The sequence below is a fragment of the Pseudomonas sp. GM48 genome, from assembly GCF_000282335.1.
In the GTDB taxonomy this organism is placed as follows: Bacteria; Pseudomonadota; Gammaproteobacteria; order Pseudomonadales; family Pseudomonadaceae; genus Aquipseudomonas.
In genome coordinates this window covers 38,684-63,416 of the sequence record NZ_AKJM01000051.1, presented here as the reverse complement: position 1 = coordinate 63,416, position 24,733 = coordinate 38,684, and the positions used below count along the sequence as shown (strand labels likewise).

At 58.1% G+C, this 24,733-nt stretch carries 22 protein-coding genes; 14 read left to right on the top strand and 8 right to left on the bottom strand.

The window, feature by feature from the left end:
- Positions 1-3: 3 nt before the first annotated feature.
- A complete protein-coding gene (gene trkA / locus PMI28_RS19050; protein WP_007985091.1) occupies positions 4-1,380 on the top strand; it encodes a Trk system potassium transporter TrkA in 1,377 nt (458 codons plus the stop codon).
- Positions 1,381-1,553: 173 nt separating this feature from the next.
- Positions 1,554-1,868, top strand: a complete 315-nt coding sequence (locus PMI28_RS19055; RefSeq protein WP_007985089.1) for a tetratricopeptide repeat protein — start codon at positions 1,554-1,556, stop codon at positions 1,866-1,868.
- On the opposite strand, the gene PMI28_RS0128410 is transcribed toward PMI28_RS19055, so the two are convergent.
- From PMI28_RS0128410 to PMI28_RS19065, 3 genes are all read right to left on the bottom strand, one after another.
- Positions 1,869-2,108 (bottom strand): hypothetical protein, encoded by a 240-nt coding sequence (locus PMI28_RS0128410; RefSeq protein ID WP_033063212.1) that lies wholly within the window; start codon positions 2,106-2,108, stop codon positions 1,869-1,871. It lies immediately after the preceding gene.
- Positions 2,109-2,269: 161 nt separating this feature from the next.
- A complete protein-coding gene (locus tag PMI28_RS19060) occupies positions 2,270-3,157 on the bottom strand; it encodes a lysophospholipid acyltransferase (RefSeq protein ID WP_007985084.1) in 888 nt (295 codons plus the stop codon).
- A gap of 40 nt (positions 3,158-3,197) precedes the next feature.
- Positions 3,198-3,755 (bottom strand): DNA-3-methyladenine glycosylase I, encoded by a 558-nt coding sequence (locus tag PMI28_RS19065; protein WP_007985082.1) that lies wholly within the window; start codon positions 3,753-3,755, stop codon positions 3,198-3,200.
- An 81-nt stretch (positions 3,756-3,836) separates the two neighbouring features.
- On the opposite strand from PMI28_RS19065, the gene glyQ reads away from it, so the two are divergent.
- The 4 genes from glyQ to PMI28_RS19085 all read left to right on the top strand — a co-directional run bounded on the left by glyQ (position 3,837) and on the right by PMI28_RS19085 (position 8,247).
- Positions 3,837-4,790, top strand: coding sequence for a glycine--tRNA ligase subunit alpha (glyQ, locus tag PMI28_RS19070; RefSeq protein ID WP_003213601.1), 954 nt, complete (start codon positions 3,837-3,839; stop codon positions 4,788-4,790).
- Positions 4,787-6,841: a glycine--tRNA ligase subunit beta gene (glyS, locus tag PMI28_RS19075; protein WP_007985081.1), complete on the top strand. Its 2,055-nt coding sequence runs from the start codon at positions 4,787-4,789 to the stop codon at positions 6,839-6,841. The genes glyQ and glyS overlap by 4 nt, the downstream gene beginning before the upstream one ends.
- A gap of 4 nt (positions 6,842-6,845) precedes the next feature.
- Positions 6,846-7,385: a D-glycero-beta-D-manno-heptose 1,7-bisphosphate 7-phosphatase gene (gene gmhB / locus PMI28_RS19080; RefSeq protein WP_177318960.1), complete on the top strand. Its 540-nt coding sequence runs from the start codon at positions 6,846-6,848 to the stop codon at positions 7,383-7,385.
- An 82-nt stretch (positions 7,386-7,467) separates the two neighbouring features.
- Positions 7,468-8,247 carry a lysophospholipid acyltransferase family protein gene (locus PMI28_RS19085; RefSeq protein WP_007985076.1) on the top strand — a complete coding sequence of 260 codons (780 nt, stop codon included), beginning with the start codon at positions 7,468-7,470 and terminating at the stop codon, positions 8,245-8,247.
- 203 nt (positions 8,248-8,450) lie between these two features.
- Here PMI28_RS19085 and PMI28_RS19090 read toward each other — a convergent pair whose 3' ends face one another.
- Entirely contained in the window at positions 8,451-9,983 is a 1,533-nt protein-coding gene (locus tag PMI28_RS19090; RefSeq protein ID WP_007985074.1) for a sensor histidine kinase, read from the bottom strand.
- A 169-nt stretch (positions 9,984-10,152) separates the two neighbouring features.
- Here PMI28_RS19090 and PMI28_RS19095 point away from each other — a divergent pair, with 169 nt between their 5' ends.
- Positions 10,153-10,869 (top strand): response regulator transcription factor, encoded by a 717-nt coding sequence (locus PMI28_RS19095; RefSeq protein ID WP_007985072.1) that lies wholly within the window; start codon positions 10,153-10,155, stop codon positions 10,867-10,869.
- Between the two features lie 62 nt (positions 10,870-10,931).
- Here the strand turns inward: PMI28_RS19095 and gyrB are convergent, their stop codons facing one another.
- Genes gyrB through dnaA form a run of 4 tightly spaced genes read right to left on the bottom strand, consistent with a single transcriptional unit; the run spans position 10,932 to position 17,145 of the window.
- On the bottom strand, positions 10,932-13,349 hold the full coding sequence (gene gyrB, locus PMI28_RS19100) for a DNA topoisomerase (ATP-hydrolyzing) subunit B (RefSeq protein ID WP_007985070.1): 2,418 nt from the start codon (positions 13,347-13,349) through the stop codon (positions 10,932-10,934).
- 5 nt (positions 13,350-13,354) lie between these two features.
- Positions 13,355-14,458, bottom strand: coding sequence for a DNA replication/repair protein RecF (gene recF, locus PMI28_RS19105; RefSeq protein ID WP_007985068.1), 1,104 nt, complete (start codon positions 14,456-14,458; stop codon positions 13,355-13,357).
- 20 nt (positions 14,459-14,478) lie between these two features.
- Entirely contained in the window at positions 14,479-15,582 is a 1,104-nt protein-coding gene (gene dnaN, locus PMI28_RS19110) for a DNA polymerase III subunit beta (protein ID WP_007969885.1), read from the bottom strand.
- Between the two features lie 39 nt (positions 15,583-15,621).
- Positions 15,622-17,145, bottom strand: a complete 1,524-nt coding sequence (gene dnaA / locus PMI28_RS19115) for a chromosomal replication initiator protein DnaA (RefSeq protein WP_007985066.1) — start codon at positions 17,143-17,145, stop codon at positions 15,622-15,624.
- 566 nt (positions 17,146-17,711) lie between these two features.
- Between dnaA and rpmH the strand changes: the two genes are divergently transcribed.
- The 7 genes from rpmH to rsmG all read left to right on the top strand — a co-directional run bounded on the left by rpmH (position 17,712) and on the right by rsmG (position 24,724).
- Positions 17,712-17,846 (top strand): 50S ribosomal protein L34, encoded by a 135-nt coding sequence (gene rpmH / locus PMI28_RS29495; protein WP_003213577.1) that lies wholly within the window; start codon positions 17,712-17,714, stop codon positions 17,844-17,846.
- A gap of 16 nt (positions 17,847-17,862) precedes the next feature.
- Entirely contained in the window at positions 17,863-18,264 is a 402-nt protein-coding gene (rnpA, locus tag PMI28_RS19120) for a ribonuclease P protein component (RefSeq protein ID WP_033063215.1), read from the top strand.
- On the top strand, positions 18,257-18,502 hold the full coding sequence (gene yidD, locus PMI28_RS29490) for a membrane protein insertion efficiency factor YidD (RefSeq protein WP_081501401.1): 246 nt from the start codon (positions 18,257-18,259) through the stop codon (positions 18,500-18,502). The genes rnpA and yidD overlap by 8 nt, the downstream gene beginning before the upstream one ends.
- A gap of 2 nt (positions 18,503-18,504) precedes the next feature.
- A complete protein-coding gene (gene yidC / locus PMI28_RS19125; RefSeq protein ID WP_007985062.1) occupies positions 18,505-20,184 on the top strand; it encodes a membrane protein insertase YidC in 1,680 nt (559 codons plus the stop codon).
- A 79-nt stretch (positions 20,185-20,263) separates the two neighbouring features.
- A complete protein-coding gene (gene mnmE / locus PMI28_RS19130; RefSeq protein WP_007985060.1) occupies positions 20,264-21,634 on the top strand; it encodes a tRNA uridine-5-carboxymethylaminomethyl(34) synthesis GTPase MnmE in 1,371 nt (456 codons plus the stop codon).
- Positions 21,635-22,184: 550 nt separating this feature from the next.
- Positions 22,185-24,083, top strand: a complete 1,899-nt coding sequence (mnmG, locus tag PMI28_RS19135) for a tRNA uridine-5-carboxymethylaminomethyl(34) synthesis enzyme MnmG (protein WP_007985058.1) — start codon at positions 22,185-22,187, stop codon at positions 24,081-24,083.
- Positions 24,080-24,724, top strand: a complete 645-nt coding sequence (rsmG, locus tag PMI28_RS19140) for a 16S rRNA (guanine(527)-N(7))-methyltransferase RsmG (RefSeq protein ID WP_007969895.1) — start codon at positions 24,080-24,082, stop codon at positions 24,722-24,724. Before mnmG ends, rsmG begins: the two co-directional genes overlap by 4 nt.
- The last annotated feature ends 9 nt before the right edge of the window (positions 24,725-24,733 follow it).

Genomic DNA, 24,733 nt, shown 5'->3' with positions numbered 1-24,733 from the left:
TGGATGAAAATCATCATCCTCGGAGCAGGGCAGGTCGGCGGTTCGCTGGCGGAACACCTGGCCAGCGAAGCCAACGACATCACCGTGGTCGACACCGATGGCGAACGCCTGCGCGACCTTGGCGACCGCCTGGACATCCGCACGGTGCAGGGTCGCGGTTCATTCCCGACCGTGCTGCGCCAGGCCGGGGCCGATGACGCCGACATGCTGGTCGCCGTGACCAACAGCGATGAAACCAACATGGTCGCCTGCCAGGTCGCCCACACGCTGTTCCACACACCGACCAAAATCGCCCGGGTGCGCGAAGCGGCGTATCTGACTCGCGAGGAGCAGTTGTTCCAGAACGAAGCGATTCCGGTGGACGTGCTGATCAGCCCCGAGCAGGTGGTCACCAACTACATCAAGCGCCTGATCCAGCATCCCGGCGCCTTGCAGGTGATCGACTTCGCCGAAGGCAAGGCGCAACTGGTGGCTGTGCGGGCTTATTACGGCGGGCCGCTGGTGGGCCAGCAACTGCGGCAGTTGCGTGAACACATGCCGAACGTGGAAACCCGCGTCGCGGCGATTTTCCGTCGTGACCGGCCGATCCTGCCCCAGGGCGACACGGTGATCGAGGCCGACGACGAGGTATTTTTCATCGCTGCCAAAGCGAATATTCGCGCAGTGATGAGCGAAATGCGCCGTCTCGACGAGACTTACAAGCGCATCGTCATTGCCGGTGGCGGGCAGATCGGCGAGCGCCTGGCCGAGGCCATCGAAAGCCGTTATCAGGTAAAGGTTATCGAGATGAATCCGGCACGCTGCCGCCATCTCTCGGACCATCTCGACAGCACCGTGGTGTTGCAGGGCAGTGCCTCGGACCGCGACCTGCTGCTGGAAGAAAACATCGCCGATGCGGACCTGTTCCTCGCCCTGACCAACGACGACGAAGCCAACATCATGTCGTCGCTGCTGGCCAAGCGCCTGGGTGCGAAGAAAGTGATGACCATCATCAACAACCCGGCCTACGTCGACCTGATCCAGGGTGGCGACATCGACATCGCCATCAGCCCGCAACTGGCGACCATCGGCACCTTGCTGGCCCACGTGCGCCGCGGCGACATCGTCAGCGTGCACTCACTGCGCCGGGGCGCGGCGGAAGCCATCGAGGCGATTGCCCATGGCGATGCGAAATCGAGCAAGGTGATCGGCAGAGCCATCGAGAATATCGGCCTGCCACCGGGCACCACCATCGGCGCGATCATCCGCGATGAGGAAGTAATCATCGCCCATGACGACACCGTGATCGAAACGGGCGACCATGTGATTTTGTTCCTTGTGGATAAAAAGCATATTCGCGATGTGGAGAAGTTGTTCCATGTGGGGTTGAGTTTCTTCTGATCCTGCTTTTTTGTGGCGAGGGAGCTTGCTCCCGCTCGGCTGCGCAGCAGTCGCAAAACCTCTGATCGCGGTTTATCAGACATAGCCAAGTAGCTCATAGGCGACCGCTTCGCGCTCGAGCGGGAGCAAGCTCCCTCGCCACAGAGCTTTCTACTCTCAAAGGAAAAGTGTCCATGATCGAATCCCTGGAAAAAATGCTCGCCAAGGGTGTGGATAACTCTTTGCTGCGCTTCGGCCTGGGCAAGGGCTATCTGGATCTGGGGGAGAACGCCAAGGCTGTGGAGCATTTTCAGCGCTGCGTCGAATTCGATCCGAAGTATTCGGCGGCGTGGAAACTACTGGGCAAGGCCCATCTGGCGCTGGCGGACTTTGCGGCCGCGCGGCTGGCTTGGGAACAAGGCCTGGAAGCTGCTCGCGGCCATGGCGACAAGCAGGCAGAGAAGGAAATGACAGTGTTCCTGAAGAAGCTTGAGCGTCAGGCGCACTGATCAGAGATAACGCAAACCGATGCCCTCGGCATCCACCAGCACCACTTCCATGCGCACCCGCGGCGCGCCTGTGGGTAAGTCCTGCACCTGCCCGTAGACCACCGCGCCCCGGGGCAGCGCCGACAGTAGCGGATGCTTGACGTAAACGCCGGTGGTCGACAGGTTGCGCGTCTGGCCCAGGCAATCGCCGATGCTTTCGTGACTGATCTTGATGCGAAATGATTTGCGGTGTTCGGACATCTTGTGCGCCCTTGAGAACGGGTGGTGGACACGTGTAGGAGCGAGCTTGCTCGCGATGGATGCAAGGGCGCCGCGTTCAGCCAGGCAGCCCACATCATCGTTAACGTCCATCGCGAGCAAGCTCACTCCTACAAGGTTATCCACAGAGTGTGCCAAGTAAGTCAGTACCAGCGCTCTTCACCCGGTGGACGCTTCTTGAAGCGCTTCATGCTCCACATGTACTGGCTCGGATACGCCCGAACATAGCGCTCGACCACCTGGCTCATGGCCGCGCAGGACTGCGCGGTATCGGTGCTGTACATGGCCTCGGGCGCAGCTTCCAGGATGACCTTGTAGCCGGAACCGTCGGGCAAGCGCAGTGCGTGCAGGAACACGCCGACCGCTTTGCCGCCGGCGAGCATGTTCGGTACGAATTTGCTGGTCAGTGCCTGGGTGGCGAAGAATGGCACGAAGATCCCGGCGGATTCGGCCGGTTCCGGGTCGGCGGGAATGCCCACTGCACCACCTTTACGCACTTCCTTGATGACACTGAGGATGCCTTCTTTGGTGGAAGCAGCGACCTTGTTACCCAGTTGCACCCGCTGCTTTTGCAGCAATTCATCCACCGCCTTCAATTTCGGCGGACGATAGAAAATGATCGGTTTGCACTGGCTGCAATAGAAGTGGTTGAGCACTTCCCAGTTGCCCAGGTGGCTGGTGATGCCGACCACGCCTTTGCCGGAGGCGAGGGCGTCTTTCAACACATCGAGGCCTTCGACCTCGCGCACCAGGTCGATGGAGCGCTGGGCCGGCCAGATCCACGCGCAGGCGCTTTCGGTCAGGGACTTGCCGATGTCTTTGAGGCTCTGGCCCACCAAAAGCTCACGCTCGACGGGGTCCATCTCCGGAAAGCACTTGGACAGATTGATCCGTACCACGTCGCGGGAACGGTTCGGGGTTTTCCACATGACCCAGCCAATCGCCGAGCCCACGGCCTGCACCGCCCACCACGGAAGCAGGGCAAACAGCCGCAGAGCGCCTACCAGCAAGGCGCCTTTCAACTTATCCACAGTTCACTCCTGATCTTGTGCTGTGCGCGAGGCGGCCATTCTAACCGCCGTTCGCCAACTGCGCGTAGCGGTCGCAGTCCCGGGTGTGATCCATGACCATGCCCGAGGCCTGCATCAGCGCGTAGCAAATGGTCGGCCCGACGAACGTGAAACCAGCTTTTTTCAGGCCTTTGCTCATTTCCACGGCGGTCGGCGTCACGGCCGGCACTTCGCTGCGATCCTTGAAATGATTGATCACAGGCGTGCCACCGACAAACGACCAGAGAAACGCCACCGGGTCCTCCAGCGCCAGCCAGGCCTGGGCATTGCGCCGGGCCGCATTGAGCTTGAGGCGATTGCGGATGATGCCCGGATCGAGCATCAATTCGTCGATTTCGGCATCGCTCATCTGCGCCACGCGCTGGACATCAAAACCGAACATCACCTGACGATAATGCTCGCGTTTGCGCAGCACGGTGATCCAGGAAAGCCCGGCCTGGAACCCTTCGAGCAAAAGCAACTCGAACAATCCCTGCGCATCGCGTAGCGGCGTGCCCCACTCCTGATCGTGATAAGCCATGTACAGCGGATCTTCGGAACACCAAAAGCAGCGTGGCATAAGGCTCCAGGGGGCGTGCGCAGCAATGAATCGGGTATACTCCCGCTCTTTAAATCGCAGCCCAAGAAACAGGTGAATTTCGTGAGCCAGCCTACGCCAGCCGTGCGTACCTTCCAAGACTTGATCCTCGCCCTCCAGCAATACTGGGCCGAGCAAGGTTGTGTGGTACTTCAGCCCTACGATATGGAAGTAGGCGCCGGCACTTTCCACACTGCAACATTCCTGCGCGCCATCGGCCCGGAAACCTGGAACGCCGCCTACGTGCAGCCAAGCCGCCGTCCGACTGACGGCCGCTACGGCGAAAACCCGAACCGTCTGCAGCACTACTACCAGTTCCAGGTCGTCCTGAAGCCGAACCCGGACAACTTCCAGGAGCTGTACCTGGGCTCGCTCAAGCACGTGGGCCTGGACCCATTGGTGCACGACATCCGTTTCGTCGAAGACAACTGGGAATCGCCGACCCTCGGCGCCTGGGGTCTGGGCTGGGAAGTCTGGCTCAACGGCATGGAAGTGACCCAGTTCACCTACTTCCAGCAAGCGGGCGGCATCGAGTGCTACCCGGTAACCGGCGAGATCACTTACGGTCTCGAGCGTCTGGCCATGTACCTGCAAGGCGTGGACTCGGTCTACGACCTGGTCTGGGCTGACGGTCCGTTCGGCAAGGTGACCTACGGCGACGTGTTTCACCAGAACGAAGTGGAGCAGTCGACCTACAACTTCGAACACGCCAACGTCGAGAAGCTGTTCGAATTGTTCGATTTCTACGAAAGCGAAGCCAAGCGCCTGATCGAGCTCGACCAGCCGCTGCCATTGCCGAGCTACGAAATGGTGTTGAAGGCCTCCCATACCTTCAACCTGCTGGATGCGCGCCGGGCAATCTCGGTGACCGCGCGTCAGCAATACATCCTGCGTGTACGCACCCTGGCGCGTTCCGTTGCGCAAGCCTACTTGCTGGCTCGCGCCAAGCTGGGCTTCCCGATGGCGACCCCGGACCTGCGTGATGAAGTACTGGCCAAGCTGGAGGCTGCACAATGAGTGCTCTGGATTTTCTGGTTGAACTGGGCACTGAAGAACTGCCACCCAAAGCCCTGAACACCCTGGCCGAGGCGTTCCTCGCCGGTATCGACAAGGGCCTGCAAGCTGCCGGCCTGAACTACGAGACCAAAACCGTTTATGCCGCGCCGCGCCGCCTGGCCGTGCTGATCACCGCACTGGCCACCCAGCAGCCGGATCGCAGCATCAACCTCGACGGCCCGCCACGTCAGGCCGCGTTCGATGCCGAAGGCAACCCGACCCAAGCGGCCCTGGGTTTTGCCAAGAAGTGCGGCGTCGAGCTGAGCGAAATCGATCAGAGCGGCCCGAAACTGCGCTACAGCCAAAGCATCGCCGGCAAGCCGACCGCGAGCCTGCTGCCGACCATCGTCGAAGATTCCCTGAACGACCTTCCGATCCCGAAACGCATGCGTTGGGGTGCGCGCAAAGAAGAGTTCGTGCGTCCGACCCAATGGCTGGTGATGCTGCTGGGTGACCAAGTCATCGATTGCACCATCCTCGCCCAGAAGGCCGGTCGCGATTCCCGTGGTCACCGCTTCCATCACCCGGAAAGCGTGCGCATCGGTTCGCCGTCCAGCTACCTGGCCGACCTGCGTGCCGCCTACGTTTTGGCCGACGCCAATGAGCGTCGCGACATCATCAGCAAGCGCACCGAAGAGCTGGCCACCCGCCAGGAAGGCACGGCTATCGTTCCGCCTGCGCTGCTCGATGAAGTGACTGCGCTGGTCGAATGGCCGGTGCCGCTGGTGTGCTCATTCGAGGAACGCTTCCTCGACGTACCACAAGAAGCCCTGATCACCACCATGCAGGACAACCAGAAGTACTTCTGCCTGCTGGACGCCGACGGCAAGTTGCTGCCACGTTTCATTACCGTGGCCAACATCGAAAGCAAAGACCCGCAGCAGATCATCGCCGGTAACGAGAAAGTGGTTCGCCCACGCCTGACCGACGCCGAGTTCTTCTTCAAGCAAGACAAGAAGCAGAAACTCGAAGACTTCAACCAGCGCCTGCAAAACGTGGTGTTCCAGGAAAAACTCGGTAGCGTCTACGACAAGGCCGAGCGCGTTTCCAGACTGGCTGCGTTCATCGCTCAGCGCATCGGCGGCAACGCTGCTTGGGCCGCTCGTGCGGGCCTGCTGTCGAAGTGCGACCTGGCGACTGAAATGGTCGGCGAGTTCCCGGAGATGCAAGGTGTCGCCGGTTACTACTACGCCCTCAACGACGGCGAGCCGGAAGACGTCGCCCTGGCCCTGAACGAGCAGTACATGCCGCGCGGTGCCGGCGCTGAACTGCCGTCCACCCTGACCGGTGCGGCCGTGGCCATTGCCGACAAACTGGACACCCTCGTGGGTATCTTCGGTATCGGCATGCTGCCAACCGGCAGCAAAGACCCGTATGCCCTGCGCCGTGCCGCACTGGGCGTGTTACGCATCCTGATCGAGAAGCAACTGGACCTGGACCTGACCGACGCCGTGGCCTTCGCCGTGGACGCGTTCGGTGCCAAGGTCAAGGCTGCCGGTCTCAACGACTCGGTGCTGGAATTCATCTTCGACCGTCTGCGTGCCCGTTACGAAGACGAAGGCGTCGACGTCGCGACCTACCTGTCGGTACGTGCCCTGAAGCCAGGCTCGGCCCTGGACTTCGACCAGCGCGTGCAAGCGGTAGAGGCCTTCCGCAAATTGCCGGAAGCCGCTGCCCTGGCCGCGGTGAACAAGCGTGTGTCGAACCTGCTGAGCAAGGTCGAGGGCTCGGTGCCTACCGTCGTAGAAGCCAAGTACTTCGACAATGCCAACGAGTTCTCCCTGTACTCGGCGATCCAGCAGGCTGACCAGGCTGTACAGCCAATGGCCGCCTCGCGTCAGTACAGCGAATCGCTGGCACGCCTGGCTGCCCTGCGCGAGCCGGTGGATGCGTTCTTCGAAGCCGTGATGGTCAACGCGGAGGACGCAAAAGTCCGCGCCAACCGTTATGCGTTGCTGGCGCGTCTGCGTGGGTTGTTCCTCGGCGTCGCCGACATTTCACTGCTGGGTTGAGGGATTGCTGTTGAAACTGCTGATTCTCGATCGGGACGGAGTGATCAATTACGACTCCGACGCCTACATCAAGTCGGTGGAGGAGTGGATTCCGCTCCCCGGTTCGATCGAAGCCATCGCGCAGTTGAGCAAGGCCGGCTGGACGGTAGCGGTCGCTACCAACCAGTCGGGCATCGCTCGCGGCTATTACGACCTCGCCACCCTGGACGCCATGCACGAGCGCTTGCGCGCACTGGTGGCGGAGCAGGGTGGTGAAGTCGGCCTGATCGTCTACTGCCCGCACGGGCCGGACGAAGGCTGCGATTGTCGCAAGCCGAAACCCGGGATGTTGAAAAACATCGCCGCACATTACAACGTATCGCTGACTAATCTATGGTTCGTCGGCGATAGCCTTGGTGACCTGGAAGCCGCTAAAGCCGTCGATTCACAGCCAGTTTTGGTAAAGACCGGAAAAGGCGAAAAAACCTTGGGCAAAACCTTACCGGCAGGCACCTTGATTTTTGACGATCTGGCGGCGATTGCCGCAGAACTTATCCACAATTAGAGCGTTTTCGAGACTCCTGACCAGGGAGTGATCGGGAGGGCGCTTTATATAGACGGGCAAAGCCCGCACGGTAACCGTCACCATGTCGATACTGCAGGCCATCAGAACCTTCCTCTTTTACCTGCTGCTGGGCACCAGCTCCTTGCTGTGGTGCAGCCTGAGCTTTTTTATCGCGCCGTTTCTGCCCTTCAAGGCACGTTATCGCTTTATCAACGTGTACTGGTGCCGCTGCGCCTTGTGGCTGAGCAAAGTGTTTCTGGGTATCCGCTACGAAGTGAAGGGTGCCGAAAACGTACCTGAACGGCCTTGCGTCATTCAGTCGAACCACCAGAGCACGTGGGAGACGTTCTTTCTCTCTGCCTACTTCTCGCCACTGAGCCAGGTGCTCAAACGTGAATTGCTCTATGTGCCGTTCTTCGGTTGGGCCATGGCCATGCTGCGACCGATCGCTATCGATCGCGACAACCCGAAAGCCGCACTCAAGCATGTCGCGAAGAAGGGCGATGAACTGCTCAAGGACAACGTCTGGGTGCTGATCTTCCCCGAAGGCACGCGTGTTCCTTTCGGCACCATCGGAAAGTTCTCGCGCGGCGGCAGCGCATTGGCGGTCAACGCCGAATTGCCGGTGCTGCCGATTGCGCACAACGCCGGCAAATTCTGGCCGAAAACCGGTTGGGCGAAGAAGCAGGGCGTCATCACTGTGATCATCGGCGCACCGATGTATGCCGAAGGCACAGGGCCGCGAGCCATTGCTGAATTGAACGATCGGGTTCAGGCATGGAACGAGCAAATGCAACGGGAAATGGGCTCGCTGCCTCCGGCTCCGCAAGCGCCGGTTTCAAACGATCAGGTGGCTGTCTGAGATTCTGTGGATAACCTGTGTACCGTTTCATTGAAAAGCGTTGTTTTTTGTACGTAACTTTATGATTTTTTTACATATTTAATAAAATGATAAAAACCATAAAAACGTGCATAAGTTTTTTTTGGACGTAAAAAAACCGGCTGATATAGCCGGTTTTTTTATGCCCGAAACAATCGCTGACTGTCGACCTGGATCGTTTGCTTTCATTCTATAAGCAGCGGAAATTGCAGCCTGAATGTCGTGCCAAAACCCACCTCGCTCTGACACTCGATTCGCCCGCCATGTCGATCCACAACGGCTTTGACCATCGACAATCCCAACCCCACCCCATCGATACCCTGGGCGGAAGAAAAGCGCCGGTACTGGCTAAACAATTCGGGTAACTCCTCAGAGGCGATGCCTTTACCCTGATCGATGAGCTCGCAGATCAGCCAGCCGCCGCTTTGACTGACGCGCAAACGGATGCGAGTGCCTGAAACACTGTACTTGATGGCATTTTCCAACAGGTTGAACAATGCCCGGGTCAACAGTGCCTGATCCGCCAGGACCAGGCTTTCCTGTGCCTCTTCTTCCACTTGATGAACCAGTTCGATCTGTTTCAACTGCGCGATGGGCAACGCCTGATCGAACACATCCAGCACCAGCATCGCAAACAGGCTCGGCTGAAACTGATAAGCCTCGGACTCGGCCCTCGCCAGTTGGGCGAAGCCATCGGTCAGCTCCAGTGCCCGGCGCACCTGCCGTTCGATTTGATCGAAGAGTTGCAGATCACCGCCTACCTGATGGCGATGTACATCGAGTAGCGCGAGGATGGCCGAGTGGGGCGCCCGCAGGTCATGGGACAAAAAACGCAACAGGACAGCGCGCTGCTCTTCCGCGTCACGTTCGACACTCAGGTCCGTCAGGCTCCACAACCAGCCGACCGGGGTTTCCCCGTCTACCGGTAACAACTCGGCACGCTCCAGTCGCAGGCTGCGTTCCTTGAGGTCGCGAAACTCCATCAGTGGCAGCGTCGACAAAGGCGACCCCCGCTCGCGAGTCAAATCCGGGTAGCCAAGCTGCACCAGGCGCTGAAGCACATCATCACCGACCAACTCTCCGCCAAACAGGTCCCGGGCCTTACGGTTGCCAAGCAAAATCTGTCCGTGGGGATCGCTGATCATCGTGGCCACCGGCAGGTACTCCAGGCCGTCGGAGATGAACCGATGTGTATCGCGAGCCCGGCTCATGGCTTGTTCGAGGGCCATGATCTGCCTTTGCAGGCGATCGCCACCGGGAAACGGAACACGACGACGCTCCGGAAAAACCTTTGGCTCACTGTCCAGTCGCGCGAGCTCCCAACCAAAATAGGTAAGCACCACACTAAGGCGACGCCAGTTCCAGATCAGATAACCGAACAGCATGCCTAACGCCGCCGGTGTCGGCGACCACCATCTCTGCAGCTCCGCGAGGCCGGCGCTGATCAGCAACGTACAAGCGATGCCAGTCAACGTCAGCCAGAGCGCCAATCGCGGGCGCCACAGCAGCAGCCCGAGAACCCACGTCAGCAAGCCAATCGACAGCAACGCGCTCAAGCCTGGCGAGGCGTCTTGCAGATTGACCTGAGCGCGATAGGACAACAGCGCAGTCAGTGGCAACAGCACCAGGCTTATCCACAACCATTCACGCACCAATTGCCGAAACAACCGCTCAACCTGGCTCGGCTCGCGACTTTCAGGGTGGCGTAGGTTATCCATGGGGAACAGGGCAGGGTGGGATAAAAGGGTTCATAGATTGCCGGCTTGAGGACGTAGACCCCAAAAAGCATAGCGGAGGTCGACCAACGGCGAGCCGCTTGCTTTCACTGTGCCGATTGAGCCGCTATCGTCGATAAAGAGCAGCCCAAGCAACAAGGAATCACCGTGTATGCGCGTTGCGATACTGGACGATGAGCCCGCCGAACTGCGCCGGGTCGAACAAACCCTGCAACAAATGGCCGAAGCCGGGGAACAGCCGTGGTCGCTGCACAGCTTCGAACGAGCCGAAGACCTGTTGCACCAACTGCGTCGTGAAACCTTCGACCTGCTGATCCTCGACTGGCAATTGCCCGAACTCACGGGTTTGTCATTGCTGCTATGGACCCGTCAACACATGGAAGCGCCGCCTGCGGCCATCATGCTCACCAGTCGCGATGGCGAGAGCGATATCGTTCAGGCCCTGAACGCCGGCGCCGACGACTATGTCAGCAAACCGTTCCGCCCCAATGAACTCAAAGCCCGTGTGGGCGCGGTGCTGCGCCGACATGGCCAGCAGCGCACGGCTGCTGAAGGGTTGAGCTTCAATGATCTGGTATTCGACGACGCCGAACTGACCGTCACTCGCGACGGCAAACCAATCGTCATGACCGAACGCGAATACCGCCTGGCGCATTGCCTGTTCAGCAACCTCGGTCGACCGCTGTCGCGGGATTACCTCTACGAACGACTCTGGCCCCATGAAGAAATGTCGTCGTCCCGGCCGCTGGACACCCACATCTATCGCCTGCGCAACAAACTTGGGCTGACGGCGGATCGTGGTTGGCAATTGCTGACGATTTATGGGTATGGGTATCGGTTGGAGAGTGTCACATCGGCAAGCGAGTGAATCGCAGGCAATAAAAAAGGCCAATGCAAATGCATTGGCCTTTTCGTTGGCGCCGACCGGGATCAGAAGTCCAGGTTGGATACCGCCAGGGCGTTGCTTTCGATGAAGTCACGGCGAGGTTCGACCGCATCACCCATCAGGGTGTTGAAGATCTGGTCCGCGCCAATGGCGTCTTCGATGGTCACTTTGAGCATGCGGCGCGAGCCCGGGTCCATAGTGGTTTCCCACAGCTGATCCGGGTTCATCTCGCCCAGACCTTTGTATCGCTGGATGGTGTGGCGCTTGGTGCTTTCGGCCATCAACCACTCAAGGGCTTCCTTGAACTCGGTGACCGATTTACGGCGTTCGCCACGCTGGATGTACGCGCCGTCGTCCAGCAAGGTGCTCAGTTGAGCGCCCAGGGAAACCACGGTCTTGTAATCATTGCTGCCGAAGAAGTCGCGGTTGAAGGTGACGTAGTTCGACAGGCCGTGGGAGATCAGTTCGACCTCTGGCAGCCAGACGTTACGCTCACGATCTTCACGCAGGCTGGCCTTGTAGACCAGACCCGACTTTTCGACGGTGCGCAGACGCACTTCGTACTGGGCCAGCCAATCCTGCATCGCTGCGTGATCGGACAGTTGATCCATGCTGACCGCTGGCAGGTAGATGAAGTGCTCGGTCAGTTCCTGCGGGTACAGGCGCGACAGACGCTTGAGGGTCTTCATCACCAGACGGAAGTCATTCACCAGACGCTCAAGGGCTTCGCCGGAGATACCCGGTGCTTCCTCGTTCAGGTGCAGGCTCGCATCTTCCAGGGCCGACTGCGTCATGTACTCTTCCATGGCGTCGTCGTCTTTGATGTATTGCTCTTGCTTGCCTTTCTTCACTTTGTACAGCGGCGGCTGAGCGATGTAGATGTAGCCACGCTCGATCAGCTCCGGCAATTGACGGAAGAAGAAGGTCAGCAGCAGGGTACGGATGTGCGAACCGTCGACGTCAGCATCGGTCATGATGATGATGTTGTGATAGCGCAGCTTGTCGATGTTGTATTCTTCGCGACCGATGCCGCAGCCCAGCGCGGTGATCAAGGTGCCCACTTCCTGGGAAGAGATCATCTTGTCGAAGCGTGCCTTCTCGACGTTCAGGATTTTACCCTTGAGGGGCAGAATCGCTTGGGTCTTGCGGTTACGTCCCTGCTTGGCAGAGCCGCCCGCGGAGTCACCTTCCACGAGGTACAGTTCGGAAAGGGCAGGGTCCTTTTCCTGGCAGTCGGCCAGTTTGCCCGGCAGACCGGCGATATCCAGCGCGCCTTTGCGGCGAGTCATCTCGCGGGCTTTACGCGCCGCTTCACGGGCACGGGCCGCGTCGATCATCTTGCCGACGACCAGTTTGGCTTCGTTCGGGTTTTCCAGCAGGAAGTCGGAGAAGTACTTGCCCATTTCCTGTTCGACCGCGGTCTTCACTTCGGAAGAAACCAGCTTGTCTTTGGTCTGGGAGCTGAACTTCGGATCCGGCACCTTCACCGAAATGATCGCGGTCAGGCCTTCACGGGCATCGTCACCGGTGGTGGCGACTTTGTGCTTCTTCGCCAGGCCTTCTGCTTCGATGTAGGTGTTGAGGTTACGCGTCAGTGCGGAACGGAAACCCACCAGGTGAGTACCGCCGTCGCGCTGTGGAATGTTGTTGGTGAAGCACAACAGGTTCTCGTTGAAGCTGTCGTTCCACTGCAGGGCGATTTCCACGCCGATGCCGTCTTCACGCTGGATGTTGAAGTGGAAGACCTGGTTGACCGGAGTCTTGTTGGTGTTCAGGTATTCAACGAACGCACGCAGACCGCCTTCATACTTGAACAGCTCTTCCTTGCCGCTACGCTCGTCCTTGAGGACGATGCCGACACCGGAGTTGAGGAAGGACAGTTCACGAATCCGCTTGGCCAGGATGTCCCAGCTGAAGTGGATGTTCTTGAAGGTTTCGCTGGAAGCCTTGAAGTGAATCTGGGTACCGGTGGTTTCGGAGTCGCCGACGATTTTCATCGGCTCTTGCGGAACACCGTGGACGTAAGTCTGTTCCCAGATCTTGCCGCTACGGCGAACGGTCAGGACCAGCTCTTCCGACAGGGCGTTAACTACCGACACACCCACACCGTGCAGACCGCCGGAAACCTTGTAGGAGTTGTCGTCGAATTTACCGCCGGCGTGCAGCACGGTCATGATGACCTCGGCTGCCGAAACGCCTTCTTCTTTATGCACGTCTACCGGGATGCCACGGCCGTTGTCGCGAACGGTGATGGACTCATCCGGGTGGATGATAATGCTGATGTCGTCGCAGTAGCCGGCGAGCGCTTCGTCGATCGAGTTATCGACCACCTCGAAAACCATGTGGTGCAGACCGCTGCCATCGTCGGTGTCACCTATATACATACCGGGACGTTTGCGTACGGCATCCAGGCCTTTCAGCACTTTAATGCTCGTTGAGTCGTACGTATTTTCTTCGCTCAATGCCTTCACTCCCGATGGTCGTGGGTCTGGGTGATACGGCCCTGTTCCACGTGGAACAGAGCGACTGGCGTTTCCGTCTGCCAGCCTTCCCTCAATAATTCGTGATCTACACAGGTGATAAAGACCTGGCAGCGTAAGTCTTCCAACAAGCGGCAAAGGGCGCGACGGTGGTGCTCGTCCAGCTCGGACGGCAAGTCATCCACCAGATAAATACACTGACCGCGTCGAGCCTGACTGACCAAGTGCCCTTGGGCAATCCGCAATGCGCAAACCACCAACTTCTGCTGGCCACGGGACAAGATGTCCGCAGCGTTGTGCGCGCCCAGTCTGAGACGCAAATCAGCACGTTGTGGTCCGGCCTGGGTATGCCCCATTTGCTGGTCCCGCTGCAAAGACCCGGCGAGCACAGCACTCAGCTCACGATCCTTGTCCCAGCCGCGGTAATAGCTGAGCGTCAAGCCTTCAAGCTCAACCAGATCGCTCAAGGTTTGTTCAAAGACTGGTTTCAAGGCTTTGATATAAGCGCGGCGGTATTCATCAATTTCAGCGCTGGCCTGGCACAGTTCCCTGTCCCAAACCGCTTGCGAAACGGCGTCAAGTGTACCATGCCGCAGCCAAGAGTTTCTCTGGCGCAGGGCCTTCTGCAAGCGCTGCCAGGTTGACATGAAGCGTGGTTCCACGTGGAACACGCCCCAGTCGAGAAACTGTCGGCGAATCTTCGGCGCACCTTCCAGCAATCGAAAACTGTCCGGATTGATTAGTTGCAGTGGCAAGATTTCGGCCAGTTGCGCAGCGCTGCGGGCATTCTGGCCATCGATACGGATCTGAAATTCGCCTTGGCGATCCCGCGAAATGCCCAAGGCGCTATGCCCACCCTCCGCCAGCTCAACCTGGCCAAAGACCGTGCACGCCAGTTGTTCGTATTGAATGACCGGCAACAGGCGGGTGCTGCGAAACGAACGGGCAAGCCCCAGCAGATGGATGGCTTCCAGAACACTGGTTTTGCCGCTGCCGTTGGCGCCGTAAAGAATATTGATGCGGGGGGAAGGGGAGAAGGTCACCGGGTGCAGATTGCGCACCGCGGTGACCGAGACGCGACTTAAGGACATCTAGCTTCTGCTGAACATGATTACAGACGCATCGGCATGACAACGTAGGCCGAGTCATCGTTGTCCGATTCCTGCACCAGCGCACTGCTGTTGGAGTCGGACAGGATCAGGCGAACCTGCTCGGTGGTCATCACGCCCAGCACGTCGAGCAGGTAGCTCACGTTGAAACCGATTTCCAGAGAGCCACCGTTGTATTCAACGCCCACTTCTTCTTCCGCTTCTTCCTGCTCCGGGTTGTTCGCCTGGATCTTCAGCTGACCGCTAGCCAGTTGCAGACGGATACCGCGGTACTTCTCGTTGGACAGAATCGCGGTACGGCTGAACGCTTCGCGCAGCGCCTGGCGATCACCCAGAACCAGCTTATCGCCGCCTTTAGGCAGAACACGCTCGTAGTCCGGGAATTTGCCGTCGACCAGTTTCGAGGTGAAGGTGAACTCACCGGTGGTGGCGCGGATGTGGTGCTGACCCAGCACGATGCTGACATTGCCGTCTGGCTCGGTGAGCAGGCGTGCCAGCTCAAGAATGCCTTTGCGCGGCACGATGACCTGGTGACGATCCGGTTGGCCGATATCGGCCTGCATCGAGCACATGGCCAGACGGTGACCGTCGGTGGCTACGGCGCGGATCACGCCAGCGGACACTTCCAGCAGCATGCCGTTGAGGTAGTAACGCACGTCCTGCTGGGCCATGGCGAAGCTGGTGCGCTCGATCAGACGACGCAGCTTGCTTTGCTCCAGGCTGCAGGTCAGCGAGCCCGGGCCTTCTTCCACGGTAGGGAAGTCGTTGGCCGGCAGTGTCGACAGGGTAAAGCGGCTACGGCCGGCTTTGACCACAAGCTTCTGCTCATCGACCTTGATGTCGATCAGCGCATCGTTCGGCAGGCTTTTGCAGATGTCCATCAGCTTGCGTGCCGGCACGGTGATGGAACCCGGATCTGCCGGCTCTTCGAGTTGAACACGACCAACCAGCTCGACTTCCAGGTCGGTACCGGTCAGCGACAATTGCTGGCCTTCGACAACCAGCAGCACGTTGGAGAGCACCGGCAAGGTCTGGCGGCGTTCGACGACGCCTGCGACCAGTTGCAGGGGTTTCAACAGGGCTTCGCGTTGAATGGTGAAATGCATGGTCTAGTCCCTTGCCTTAATTAGCTGCGCTGGTGTTCATCAAGTGGTCAGTGTACGCAGCAGGTTCTTGTAGTCCTCGCGGATGTCCGCGTCGGATTCCTTAAGTTCGTTGATCTTGCGGCAGGCGTGCAAAACAGTCGTATGGTCGCGGCCGCCAAACACGTCGCCGATTTCCGGCAGGCTGTGGTTAGTCAACTCTTTGGACAAGGCCATTGCAACCTGACGCGGACGTGCGACCGAACGCGAACGGCGTTTGGACAGCAAGTCGGAGATCTTGATCTTGTAGTACTCGGCGACGGTGCGCTGAATGTTATCCACAGAGACCAGTTTATCCTGCAACGCCAACAAGTCCTTCAGGGATTCGCGAATCAGCTCGATGGTGATATCGCGGCCCATGAAGTGCGAGTGGGCGATCACGCGTTTGAGCGCGCCTTCCAGCTCACGGACGTTGGAGCGAATGCGCTGGGCAATGAAGAACGCGGCGTCGTGAGGCAACTCGACTTTGGCCTGATCGGCCTTTTTCATCAGGATCGCCACGCGGGTTTCCAGCTCCGGCGGCTCGACCGCTACGGTCAGGCCCCAGCCAAAGCGGGATTTGAGGCGTTCTTCAAGGCCTTCGATTTCTTTCGGGTAGCGGTCACTGGTGAGAATGACCTGCTGACCACCTTCGAGCAGGGCGTTGAAGGTGTGGAAAAACTCTTCCTGGGAACGCTCTTTGCGGGCGAAGAACTGAATGTCATCGATCAGCAACGCATCCACCGAACGGTAGAAGCGCTTGAACTCGTTGATCGCGTTCAGTTGCAGGGCCTTGACCATATCCGCCACGAAGCGCTCGGAATGCAGGTACACCACCTTGGCATTCGGGTTCTTCTTTAATAGATGGTTACCCACAGCGTGCATCAAGTGGGTTTTACCCAGGCCGACGCCACCATAAAGGAAGAGCGGGTTGTAACCGTGCTTGGGGTTGTCAGCCACCTGCCAGGCGGCGGCGCGCGCCAACTGGTTGGATTTACCTTCAACGAAGTTCTCGAAGGTAAAGGTACGGTTCAGGTAACTGGTGTGCTTGAGCGCACCTTCGACCTGCACGGTACGTTGCTCGGCACGAACCGGGGCCTGTTGCGAACTGGCGCCGGCCATTGGATCGAAGCTGTCACGGGAAGGTTCTTCCTCGGTGACCTCTGTCACTTTTTGCGTGGCACGTTTGGTCGAAGCGGCGGCTGGTGCTGACGGCGGCGGACTGGCGTGCGCTTGAGCGGCCTGAGCCTGGGAGGCCGCGGCAGCCAGGGGAGCATTAGGCGCAGCACGGGGTGCCGAGCTGCGTTTGCTGCCTATTAACAAGGAAAGCGCAGGCGCCATGCCATTGCCGTGCTCATCGAGCAATTCGAGAACACGCCCCAGGTATTTTTCGTTGACCCAGTCCAGAACAAAACGATTGGGCGCATAGACACGCAACTCGTCGCCTTCGGCTTCGACCTGTAGTGGACGGATCCAAGTGTTGAATTGTTGGGCAGGCAGCTCATCGCGCAAAAGCTCCACGCACTGCTGCCAAAGTTCCACTGACACGGATATCCCCTAAGTTGAAAGCCGGTGAGGCAAAAACAAGCGGCCATTGTAGCGACCAGACGCCGACTTATCCACACGAAGGTGGTTCATCGACCAAGAAGAATCAGCGATTTATACGCAAAAAAGACGACCAGCGGTCTGTGCATAAGCTCTGTGGATAACCGTGCTTAAGGTCATTGCACAAGTGGGGGCGAAACTCGGTGGATAACCGGCCTGTGGATAAACCGCCCTTCCACACACAGGTTATCCGACAGCGCAGCACAGGCTGAACACTGTTTTCCACTGTAGTTGTCATTCTCTGTACATCAGGTAAAACAAGGTCTGAAGCTACTTATCCACAGAAGGTGGCGAGCCTAGCTTTTATAAGCTTTACAAAAAAGCTTTAAATACTTTCCTTTCTTATTTTTATATTTACCGGCGGTTTGCCCAGCGCAAAACGTCTGGAGATCTATTTATAAGGAAACGCTGGTTGGAAATTGACCTGAAGGCTTGCTTTCTCTAGAATCCCCGGTCTCTTAAAACGGGGGCCATTCCGGCCCGTTGTGGACGAACCAGGTAACACGACAATGAAACGTACTTTCCAACCAAGCACTATCAAACGCGCTCGTACCCACGGTTTCCGTGCTCGCATGGCTACCAAGAACGGTCGTGCCGTACTGTCGCGTCGTCGCGCCAAAGGTCGTGCGCGTCTGGCAGTTTGATAAGCCGGCACTGGAGGTGAGTCAGGACTTCAGTCGGGAAAAGCGTCTGCTTACTCCCCGGCATTTCAAGGCAGTCTTTGACTCCCCTACCGGCAAGGTTCCGGGGAAAAATCTCCTGCTCCTTGCGCGCAACAACGATCTTGATCACCCCCGTCTCGGGTTGGTTATCGGGAAAAAGAGCGTAAAGCTCTCCGTCGAGCGCAATCGCCTCAAACGTCTGATGCGCGAATCGTTTCGCCTGAACCAGGATTCACTGGTCGGCTGGGACATTGTTATCGTCGCGCGCAAAGGTTTGGGTGACGTAGAAAACCCCGAATTGATTCAGCATTTCGGCAAGCTCTGGAAACGACTGGCTCGCAGTTCGCCGGTACCAGCAGTCAAAACCGAACCTGTAGGGGTAGACAGTCCGGATGCGTAAACTGGCACTCGTTCCGATCCAGTTTTATCGCTATGCCATTAGTCCCCTGATGGCCGATCACTGTCGTTTCTACCCCAGTTGTTCCTGCTACGCGTTAGAAGCCATCGAAAATCATGGCTTTCTTCGCGGTGGCTGGCTGACCTTTCGTCGTTTAGGTCGCTGTCATCCGTGGAATCCCGGTGGTTATGACCCGGTTCCACCTATCCCTACCTCCCGTTCTTCTTCGATGGCCGAGTAATCATGGATATCAAACGCACGATCCTGATCGTCGCCCTGGCAATCGTGTCCTACGTTATGGTTCTTAAATGGAACCAGGACTATGGCCAGGCTGCCCTGCCGACTCAGAATGTTGCCACCAATACGACTGCATCGGGCCTGCCGGATACGGCATCTGGCTCCAACGCTTCCGCCAGTGACGACATTCCACGTGCTGCAAGCGACACCAGCGCACCTGCCGAAACACCGGTGGCTGTGAGCAAGGACCTCATCCAGATCAAAACGGATGTACTGGACCTGGCTGTCGACCCACAAGGTGGTGATGTTGCCCAGCTGACCCTGCCGCTGTATCCGCGTCGTCAGGATCACCCGGAAATTCCGTTCCAGCTGTTCGATAACGGTGGTGAACGTACTTATCTGGCGCAAAGCGGCCTGATCGGCACCAACGGTCCGGATGCAAATTCTGCCGGTCGTCCGGTTTATTCCTCGGAGAAGAAGGTTTATCAACTGGCTGACGGTCAGGACCAATTGGTCGTGGACCTGAAGTTCAGCAAGGACGGCGTCAACTACATCAAGCGTTTCACCCTGAAACGCGGCCTGTATGACGTAACCGTTTCCTACCTGATCGACAACCAGAGCGCTCAGCCCTGGACGGGTGCGATGTTCGCGCAATTGAAGCGTGACGCCAGCGCCGATCCATCTTCCACAACCGCCACCGGTACCGCGACTTACCTGGGCGCAGCCCTGTGGACAAGTTCCGAGCCGTACAAGAAAGTGTCCATGAAGGACATGGACAAGGCGCCGTTGAAGGAAACCGTCACTGGCGGTTGGGTTGCCTGGTTGCAGCACTACTTCGTGACCGCATGGATTCCGGCCAAGGGCGAAAACAACATCGTCCAGACCCGTAAAGACAGCAAAGGCAACTACATCATCGGCTACACCGGCCCATCGATGAGTGTTGCGCCGGGTGCCAAGGCTGAAACCAGCGCTGTTCTGTACGCCGGTCCGAAAAGCCAAGCCGTGCTGAAAGAGTTGTCCCCAGGTCTGGAATTGACCGTCGACTACGGCATTCTGTGGTTCATCGCCCAACCGATCTTCTGGTTGCTGCAACATATCCACGCCATTGTGGGTAACTGGGGCTGGTCGATCATCTTCCTGACCATGCTGATCAAAGGGATTTTCTTCCCGCTGTCGGCTGCCAGCTACAAATCCATGGCGCGCATGCGTGCAGTGGCACCGAAACTGGCTGCGCTGAAAGAGCAACATGGCGATGACCGGCAGAAAATGTCGCAAGCCATGATGGAGCTGTACAAGAAAGAGAAGATCAATCCGCTGGGTGGTTGCTTGCCAATCCTCGTGCAGATGCCGGTTTTCCTGTCGCTGTACTGGGTTCTGCTGGAAAGCGTCGAAATGCGCCAGGCGCCGTTCATGCTGTGGATTACTGACCTGTCGATCAAGGATCCGTTCTTCATTCTGCCGATCATCATGGGTGCAACCATGTTCATCCAGCAGCAGCTGAACCCGACTCCTCCAGATCCGATGCAGGCCAAGGTGATGAAGCTGATGCCGATCATCTTCACCTTCTTCTTCCTGTGGTTCCCGGCGGGTCTGGTGCTGTACTGGGTTGTGAACAACTGCCTGTCGATCGCCCAACAGTGGTACATCACACGTAAGATCGAAGCGGCTACCAAAGCAGCTGCCTGATTTACACTGTGGATAACCACTCAAGACGCCCCCTAGTGGGGCGTTTTGCTATCTGTCACTTTTGTCTGGATACCGGTTTATGAGCGCTCCTCGTGAAACCATCGCCGCTGTCGCCACCGCTCAGGGTCGCGGCGGCGTAGGCATCGTCCGTATTTCCGGGCCGTTGGCCAGCGTTGCGGCCAAGGCCTTCAGTGGTCGCGAACTCAAGCCGCGATTTGCCCATTACGGTCCGTTTTTCAGTGAAAACGACGAGGTGCTGGATCAGGGCCTCGCGCTGTATTTTCCAGGACCAAACTCGTTCACCGGCGAAGATGTCCTGGAACTCCAGGGCCATGGCGGCCCGATCGTTCTGGATATGTTGCTCCAGCGCAGCCTTGAACTGGGTTGCCGGCTCGCCCGACCGGGGGAATTCAGTGAGCGCGCCTTCCTCAACGACAAACTTGACCTCGCCCAGGCCGAAGCCATTGCCGACCTGATTGAAGCCAGTTCCGCCCAGGCAGCGCGCAACGCTTTGCGCTCCCTGCAGGGGGCTTTCTCGTCACGTGTGCATAACCTCACCGAGCAATTGATCGGCCTGCGAATCTATGTCGAAGCGGCCATCGACTTCCCGGAAGAGGAAATCGACTTCCTCGCCGATGGCCACGTCCTGAGCATGCTCGACAAAGTGCGCGACGAGTTATCCACTGTCATGCGCGAAGCCGGGCAGGGTGCCTTGCTGCGTGACGGCATGACGGTGGTCATCGCCGGTCGTCCGAATGCCGGTAAATCCAGCCTGCTCAATGCCCTGGCCGGGCGTGAAGCGGCGATCGTGACCGAAATTGCCGGCACCACCCGTGACGTACTGCGTGAACATATCCACATCGATGGCATGCCGCTGCACGTGGTGGATACCGCCGGTCTGCGCGATACCGATGATCATGTGGAAAAAATCGGCGTCGAGCGTGCCTTGAAAGCCATCGGCGAAGCGGATCGGGTACTGCTGGTAGTCGATGCCACTGCACCGGAAGCCCTTGATCCATTCGCACTCTGGCCGGAGTTTCTGGAAATCCGTCCCGATCCCGCGAAGGTCACCCTGATCCGCAACAAGGCCGATCTCACGGGCGAAGCCATTGCCCTGGAAGTCAGCGAAGATGGCCACGTCACCATCAGCCTGAGCGCCAAGTCCGGTGGTGTCGGCCTGGAGCTGCTGCGCGATCACCTCAAGGCCTGCATGGGCTATGAACAAACGTCCGAAAGCAGCTTCAGCGCTCGCCGGCGACACCTTGAGGCGCTACGTCATGCCAGTGCTGCCCTCGAGCATGGTCGTGCCCAATTGACCCTGGCCGGTGCTGGAGAGTTGTTGGCCGAGGATTTGCGCCAGGCTCAACAATCGCTGGGAGAAATCACCGGCGCTTTCAGTTCCGATGACCTGCTTGGGCGGATTTTTTCCAGCTTCTGTATCGGTAAATAGCCCTCCTGTTGTTCACAGACAGGCCATTCGTGCCTGTCTGCTCTCTCCTTTTCTGAATAAACCCTCGAGTGCCGAGCGAACTTTGTCTGCTTGAGCGGGATTCCTGTGCCTGATTTTCGAGTAAACGGCGCTTTTCTGTGGATTAAGCCCTGTGAATAACCGCAGCTAAGGTCAGTTGATAACAGGGCTCGAAAACTGAACATAACCGCCTCTGTGGATAACCACCTCTTTCATCCACAGGCTTACACCGGTTATCCAAGGGCCTCATTGGCACATGAACACAGGGTTTTGAACCTCTGTACACATTGGAAATAAAGGCCTGTGTCAATCTATCCACAGAAAGGCAGGTGCATAGAAATAAACATAAAAACAAAGATTTAATAAATTTCTTTCTTTTTAATTTCTATAACTCCGACTTTTCCACAGCTGGTTAAATTTTGTGCAAAGGGTTCTTTAGGAAGGGCGAAGTCCCTATACTTGTCGACCAGGTCCAAAAACCTGAGCTCAAACTATTCCTGAATTACCTACTTAAGCAGGCACGAGGTGCGTGGTGGATTTCCCTTCCCGTTTTGAAGTGATCGTCATCGGCGGCGGTCATGCCGGTACCGAGGCAGCACTGGCCTCAGCACGTATGGGGGTGAAAACCCTGTTGCTGACGCATAACGTGGAAACCCTCGGTGCCATGAGTTGCAACCCGGCCATTGGCGGGATCGGCAAAAGCCATCTGGTCAAGGAAATCGACGCCCTCGGCGGCGCGATGGCCATTGCTACCGATAAAGGTGGCATCCAGTTTCGCGTGTTGAACAGCCGCAAAGGCCCGGCGGTGCGAGCAACCCGTGCCCAGGCAGACCGGGTTCTGTACAAGGCCGCTGTCCGCGAAATCCTGGAAAACCAGCCGAACCTGTGGATATTTCAACAGGCTGCTGACGATCTGATCGTCGAGCAGGAACAAGTCCGTGGTGTTGTCACACAAATGGGTCTGCGTTTCTTCGCCGATTCCGTGGTGTTGACCACCGGCACGTTCCTCGGTGGACTTATCCACATCGGTTTGCAGAATTTCTCCGGTGGTCGCGCCGGTGATCCGCCATCGATCGCGCTGGCTCACCGTCTACGTGAACTGCCACTGCGTGTGGGTCGTTTGAAAACCGGTACTCCGCCGCGTATCGACGGCCGGTCTGTGGATTTCTCGGTGATGTCTGAGCAACCGGGTGATACGCCGATCCCGGTGATGTCGTTCATGGGCAACAAGGAACAGCATCCACAGCAAGTCAGCTGCTGGATTACCCACACCAATGCCCGCACCCACGAAATCATTGCTGCGAACCTCGACCGTTCGCCGATGTATTCCGCTGCAGGCGAGATCGAAGGCATCGGTCCGCGTTATTGCCCATCGATCGAAGACAAGATCCATCGCTTTGCCGACAAGGAAAGCCATCAGGTCTTCATCGAACCGGAAGGTTTGACGACAAACGAGCTGTATCCGAACGGGATATCCACAAGCTTGCCATTCGACGTGCAATTGCAGATCGTGCAATCGATCCGCGGCATGGAAAACGCGCACATCGTGCGTCCGGGCTACGCGATCGAGTACGACTACTTCGACCCGCGTGATTTGAAATACAGCCTGGAAACCAAAGTCATCGGCGGATTGTTCTTTGCCGGGCAGATCAACGGCACCACCGGTTACGAAGAAGCCGGCGCCCAGGGTTTGCTGGCCGGGACCAACGCCGCACTGCGTGCGCAAGGCAAAGATGCCTGGTGCCCGCGTCGCGACGAGGCCTACATCGGCGTGTTGGTCGACGACCTGATTACCCTCGGTACCCAGGAACCGTACCGGATGTTCACGTCCCGTGCCGAGTACCGCCTGATCCTGCGCGAAGACAACGCCGACCTGCGGTTGACCGAAAAAGGTCGCGAACTGGGCCTGGTGGATGACGTGCGTTGGGCCGCTTTCTGCAAAAAACGCGAAAGCATCGAACTGGAAGAGCAGCGCCTGAAAAGCACTTGGGTACGCCCGGGCACCGAGCAGGGCGATGCGATTGCCGAAAAATTCGGCACGCCGCTGACTCACGAATACAACCTGCTCAATCTCTTGAGTCGTCCGGAAATCGACTACGCTGGTCTGATTGCCGTGACCGGTGACGGCGCAGAAGATCCACAGGTTGCCGAACAGGTCGAAATCAAGACCAAGTACGCTGGTTACATCGATCGTCAACAGGATGAAATTGCACGCCTGCGGGCCAGCGAAGACACCAAACTGCCTGTGGATATCGATTACACGAACATTTCCGGTCTCTCCAAAGAGATCCAGAGCAAGCTCGGTGCGACCCGTCCAGAGACTTTGGGCCAGGCCTCGCGAATCCCGGGCGTAACGCCGGCAGCCATTTCGCTGTTGATGATTCATTTGAAAAAACGCGGCGCGGGCCGTCAGTTGGAGCAAAGCGCTTGAGTTCGTTGGTCACTTCGCAACATGCAGAAGAGTTATCCACAGGTGCCCGCCAGCTTGGCGTCACGCTGACAGAAACCCAGCACGCGCAACTGCTGGGTTATCTGGCCCTGTTGATCAAATGGAACAAGGCTTACAACCTCACCGCCGTGCGTGATCCAGACGAAATGGTTTCCCGTCACTTGCTCGATAGTCTGAGTGTGATGTCGTTCATCGAAAACGGTCGCTGGCTCGACGTTGGCAGTGGCGGCGGCATGCCTGGCATTCCCCTGGCCATCCTGTTTCCCGAGTCCCAGGTGACGTGCCTTGACAGCAACGGCAAGAAAACCCGTTTCCTGACCCAGGTCAAACTCGAACTCAAACTGGATAACCTGCAAGTTATCCACAGTCGCGTTGAAGCGTTCCAGCCTGCCCAGCCGTTCAACGGGATCATTTCCCGGGCGTTCAGCAGCATGGAAAACTTCAGCAACTGGACTCGCCACCTCGGCGATAGCGAAACACGCTGGCTGGCAATGAAGGGCGTTCATCCGGCCGATGAGCTGGTAGCATTGCCGGCAGACTTCCACCTCGATAGCGAACACGCCCTGGCCGTACCTGGTTGCCAAGGCCAACGCCATCTGCTGATACTGCGCCGCACGGCATGATTGGGAACA

Bases quoted from the DNA above. Each gene is read 5' to 3' on its own strand.
- trkA (WP_007985091.1), top strand. From the start codon at position 4: ATGAAAATCATCATCCTCGGAGCAGGGCAGGTCGGCGGTTCGCTGGCG.
- PMI28_RS19055 (WP_007985089.1), top strand. From the start codon at position 1,554: ATGATCGAATCCCTGGAAAAAATGCTCGCCAAGGGTGTGGATAACTCT.
- PMI28_RS0128410 (WP_033063212.1), bottom strand. From the start codon at position 2,108: ATGTCCGAACACCGCAAATCATTTCGCATCAAGATCAGTCACGAAAGC.
- PMI28_RS19065 (WP_007985082.1), bottom strand. From the start codon at position 3,755: ATGCCACGCTGCTTTTGGTGTTCCGAAGATCCGCTGTACATGGCTTAT.
- glyS (WP_007985081.1), top strand. From the start codon at position 4,787: ATGAGTGCTCTGGATTTTCTGGTTGAACTGGGCACTGAAGAACTGCCA.
- PMI28_RS19085 (WP_007985076.1), top strand. From the start codon at position 7,468: ATGTCGATACTGCAGGCCATCAGAACCTTCCTCTTTTACCTGCTGCTG.
- PMI28_RS19090 (WP_007985074.1), bottom strand. From the start codon at position 9,983: ATGGATAACCTACGCCACCCTGAAAGTCGCGAGCCGAGCCAGGTTGAG.
- PMI28_RS19095 (WP_007985072.1), top strand. From the start codon at position 10,153: ATGCGCGTTGCGATACTGGACGATGAGCCCGCCGAACTGCGCCGGGTC.
- recF (WP_007985068.1), bottom strand. From the start codon at position 14,458: ATGTCCTTAAGTCGCGTCTCGGTCACCGCGGTGCGCAATCTGCACCCG.
- dnaN (WP_007969885.1), bottom strand. From the start codon at position 15,582: ATGCATTTCACCATTCAACGCGAAGCCCTGTTGAAACCCCTGCAACTG.
- rpmH (WP_003213577.1), top strand. From the start codon at position 17,712: ATGAAACGTACTTTCCAACCAAGCACTATCAAACGCGCTCGTACCCAC.
- yidD (WP_081501401.1), top strand. From the start codon at position 18,257: ATGCGTAAACTGGCACTCGTTCCGATCCAGTTTTATCGCTATGCCATT.
- yidC (WP_007985062.1), top strand. From the start codon at position 18,505: ATGGATATCAAACGCACGATCCTGATCGTCGCCCTGGCAATCGTGTCC.
- mnmE (WP_007985060.1), top strand. From the start codon at position 20,264: ATGAGCGCTCCTCGTGAAACCATCGCCGCTGTCGCCACCGCTCAGGGT.